3 protein-coding genes are annotated in these 2,988 nt (G+C 74.6%); 2 read left to right on the top strand and 1 reads right to left on the bottom strand.

Annotated features, from left to right (window positions below):
• Window positions 1-1,432 (top strand): primosome assembly protein PriA (locus tag AOK23_RS36900; RefSeq protein WP_055716859.1); only part of this gene is annotated, 1,432 nt, incomplete at its 5' end.
• A gap of 212 nt (window positions 1,433-1,644) precedes the next feature.
• On the opposite strand, the gene AOK23_RS36895 is transcribed toward AOK23_RS36900, so the two are convergent.
• Entirely contained in the window at window positions 1,645-2,238 is a 594-nt protein-coding gene (locus tag AOK23_RS36895; RefSeq protein ID WP_055716858.1) for a hypothetical protein, read from the bottom strand.
• Window positions 2,239-2,624: 386 nt separating this feature from the next.
• Here AOK23_RS36895 and AOK23_RS36890 point away from each other — a divergent pair.
• On the top strand, window positions 2,625-2,988 hold a 364-nt coding region (locus tag AOK23_RS36890; RefSeq protein WP_276205789.1), incomplete at its 3' end, for a methionyl-tRNA formyltransferase.

Raw genomic sequence — 2,988 nt, 5'->3', positions numbered from 1 at the left:
CTCGTCCACCCGCGCGGCGGGGCGGCCCGCCGCGCGGGTGGACGAGGCTCTCCGGGAGCTGCTGGGGGAGGGGCAGCACGCGCTGCTGACCGCCGACGCGGGGCAGGAGCGGCGGTACCGGGAGTGGCTGGCGGTGCGGCGGGGTGCGGTACGGGCCGTCGTAGGGACCCGGGCCGCCATGTTCGCCCCCGTGCGGAACCTGGGACTGGTCGTCGTCTGGGACGACGGCGACGCCAGTCACAGCGATGACAACGCCCCCTTCCCGCATGTGCGGGAGGTGCTGGAGCTGCGGGCGACTCGGGACAAGGGTGCTTTCCTGCTGGGGAGTTGGAGCTGCACCGTGGAGGCCGCCCAGCTCGTCGAGAGCGGGTGGGCCGCGCCGATCGTCGCCACCAGGGAGCAGGTGCGGGCCGTCGCGCCGCTGGTGCGGACCGTCGGGGACGGGGAGTTGGCGCGCGACGAGGCGGCCCGGGCCGCGCGTCTGCCCAGCCTCGCCTGGCAGGTCGCCAGGGACGGACTGCGGGACGGGCCCGTCCTCGTCCAGGTGCCCCGGCGTGGATACGTGCCGAGGATGGCCTGTGCGCAGTGCCGGGAGCCCGCCCGGTGCCGGCACTGCGCGGGGCCGTTGGAGGCGCGGGAGGGCGCCGGTGCCCTGGTGTGCGGATGGTGCGGGCGTGAGGAGGAGGGCTGGCACTGCCCGGAGTGCGGGAGCCGTCGGCTCAGGGCCCAGGTCGTGGGCGCCCGGCGTACCGCCGAGGAACTGGGGCGGGCCTTTCCCGCCGTGCCGGTGCGGACCTCCGGGCGGGAACATGTGCTCGACACCGTGCCGGGGACGCCCGCGCTGGTCGTGAGCACACCCGGCGCCGAACCGGTCGCCGAGGGGGGGTACGCGGCCGCTCTGCTGCTCGACGGCTGGGCCATGCTCGGGCGCCCCGATCTGCGCGCCGGGGAGGAGGCGCTGCGCCGGTGGATCGGTGCGGCCTCGCTCGTACGGAACCAGGGGGCGGGCGGCACGGTCGTCGTGGTCGCCGAGCCGACGCTGCGGCCCGTGCAGGCGCTCGTGCGGTGGGACCCGGTGGGGCATGCGGTACGGGAGCTCGCGGACCGTGCCGAGCTGGGGTTTCCGCCGGTGTCCCGGATGGCGGCCGTGTCGGGCACGGCCCAGGCGGTGGCCGACTTCCTGGGCGGCGTGGAACTGCCGCCGGACGCGGAGGTGTTGGGTCCCGTGCCGTTGCCCGTCGTGGAGACGGGGCGGGCACGGCGGGTGGGGGCACCGCCGCCGGGAGAGGCGTGGGAGCGTGCGTTGATCCGGGTGCCGCCGGGGAGCGGTGCGGCCCTGGCCGCCGCGCTGAAGACCGCGCAGGCCGCGCGGATGGCGCGTGGGGGCGGCGAGGGGGTTCGGATCCGGGTGGATCCCCTCGACATCGGGTGAGGAGGATCAGGGGGCCAGGATCAGGGGAGCCGAGGATCAGAGCAGCTGACTATCAGACGATCAGAGGATCTGAGGATTCGCTGGTCGGGTGGTGCTGGGGCGTCGCTGTACGGAGGAGCGGGGAGCAGGTGAGTGCGGGGCCCCGTTGCGGGGCTGTCGCCCGGCGTACGGCGTTGCCTCCCGGTGGGGGCCGGGAGGCAGTCTGGGTGTCGTCAGCCGTTGCGCGGCCCGGGGAAAGCCGTGGGTCTTGCCTCGTCCCGGAGGGTGGGGCTGCCGGCTGTCGGCTGCGTGGGCATCTGACTCTGCATCGGGCCCGTCATCGGGCCCGTCATCTGTCCGGGCAGCTGGCCCGGCATGGAGCGGGCCGCGGGGACCGTCGGCAGGCCGGAGCCCACGTTGACGGTGCGGGTGCCCTGCGGCTCTCCCGTGCGCTCCGCCTCGGCCGCTGCCTGGGCGGCGGCGCGGCGGGCGCCGTAGCGGCGGTGCACCGCTTGTTTGGTCACCCCGAGGGCCGAGCCCACCGCGTCCCACGAGAAACCGAGTGAGCGGTCGAAGTCCACGGCGGCCGTGACCAGGGTCTCGACACTGTCCCGCAGCTCCTGGGCGAGGCGGACGGTCGGGGCGGGGGCGCGTCCGTAGACGACGAAGCCCGTGGAGGGGCCGGAGCGGCGCGGGCGGTAGACGTTGCCCAGTTGGGCGGTGAGGGTGCGTAGTGCGTCCACCTGCCGGCGGACCCGCTCGATGTCCCGCACCAGCAAGTGCAGGCTGGCCCGAGCCTGGGCGTCGTGGGTTGCGTGGTCGGCCATGAACAAGCCTCTCGAACCGGCGTTGAAAAGGAAGTACCGCGATTGCGGTCGGTAGTGGTCAACTCTTTCTTGACCAACGCGGATTCGCTCCGCTGGTAACGGGGTGGGGGCGTGGGGACATATGCGCAGGGCGCGTGGGGGTGGTTGTGCGACGTGATCTCCCGCCCGCGCACCGTCCGTGGGGGGCGGCCGGCACGCGAGGTTTTCCCAGGAGGGCACCGACCGTCGGCAGGACACCCCGTTGGCGGCTGGCGAGGTGCGAGGTGCGAGGTGCGAGCTGCGGGGTGCGAGCGGTAGGCGGGGAGCCGGGGCATAGACTGGTGCGTTGTCCTGTGTCTTGTGTGCAGGGGTTGTTGAAGTTCCGTCCGAGAGGCCGACAGTCACCCATGAGGCTTGTCTTCGCTGGTACCCCCGAGGTCGCGGTTCCCGCCCTGGACGCGCTGATCGCGTCGGGGCGGCATGAGGTGGCCGCGGTGGTGACGCGGCCCGACGCGCCGGCGGGACGGGGACGGCGGCTCGTCGCGAGCCCCGTGGCGCAGCGGGCCGAGGAGGCCGGCATCGAGGTGCTGAAGCCGCACCGGCCGCGGGACGAGGACTTCCTCGCCCGGCTGCGGGAGATCGCGCCGGACTGCTGCCCGGTGGTGGCCTACGGAGCCCTGCTGCCGCGCGTCGCCCTCGACGTCCCCGCGCACGGCTGGGTCAACCTGCACTTCTCGCTGCTGCCCGCCTGGCGCGGCGCCGCGCCCGTGC

The sequence above is a fragment of the Streptomyces torulosus genome, from assembly GCF_001419765.1.
Classification (GTDB): Bacteria; Actinomycetota; Actinomycetes; order Streptomycetales; family Streptomycetaceae; genus Streptomyces; species Streptomyces torulosus.
The sequence above is the reverse complement of the archived record's forward strand: the minus strand, read 5'-3'. Positions and strand labels throughout refer to the sequence as shown.

Excerpts from the sequence above, each read along its gene's own strand:
- AOK23_RS36895 (WP_055716858.1), bottom strand. The coding sequence starts at position 2,238 with ATGGCCGACCACGCAACCCACGACGCCCAGGCTCGGGCCAGCCTGCAC.